This window comes from Allomuricauda sp. CP2A (assembly GCF_001683915.1).
GTDB lineage: Bacteria > Bacteroidota > Bacteroidia > Flavobacteriales > Flavobacteriaceae > Flagellimonas.
This window is the reverse complement of sequence record NZ_LXTT01000051.1, coordinates 1-690: the sequence shown is the minus strand read 5'-3', so window position 1 is coordinate 690 and position 690 is coordinate 1. Positions and strand designations below refer to the sequence as shown.

Sequence of the window (690 nt, the reverse complement as noted above, 5' to 3'; positions counted from 1 at the left end):
GATAGACATTATATAATATGGCGCTAAATATCAATATAGATCATTATAATAGGCAATTTAGAGGAATACCTCCCGAGGAAATCATCAGTTGGGCATTACAATTGTCAAAAAGAAGAATTGTTACCACAAGCTTTGGCAAATACTCAGCTGTTCTCCTAAATACATTCCATAGTATTGATCCTGGGATTAATGTGGTTTGGTGTGATACGGGCTATAATTTGCCTGAAACATATGAGCATGCGGCATACTTGACCTCTTTGCTCAATCTTAATCTAAACACTTATGTTCCAAAGGAAACCAAGGCTTTTACCGAACATCGCTTGGGTTTTCCCTCTATTGATCAACCCGAACACGCTGAGTTTTCCGAGATTGTTAAACTTGAACCCTTTCGAAGGGCTTTGGCCGATTTTAAGCCGGATATTTGGTTTTCCAATATAAGAATACGGCAAACGGAGTTGAGAAGCTCTAAAGATATTTTGAGCTATAGTAAGGATGGTATCCTGAAGATAAGTCCCTTTTATTATTGGACCGATGATGATTTGGATAAGTATCTGGAAGAGCATAACCTGCCAAAAAACAGCACCTATTTTGATCCAGTCAAAGCATTGGAAACCAGGGAATGTGGAATTCATTTACAATAAGACTACCAAAAAATAGTGCAATAAAATTTTATGAGTAAACCTATTAAAT

Annotated in this window: 1 protein-coding gene; it reads left to right on the top strand. The window is 36.8% G+C overall.

From position 1 onward, the window contains the following. Positions 1-17 precede the first annotated feature (17 nt). Positions 18-641 carry a phosphoadenosine phosphosulfate reductase family protein gene (locus tag A7D14_RS06710; RefSeq protein WP_067031829.1) on the top strand — a complete coding sequence of 208 codons (624 nt, stop codon included), beginning with the start codon at positions 18-20 and terminating at the stop codon, positions 639-641. Positions 642-690 lie beyond the last annotated feature (49 nt).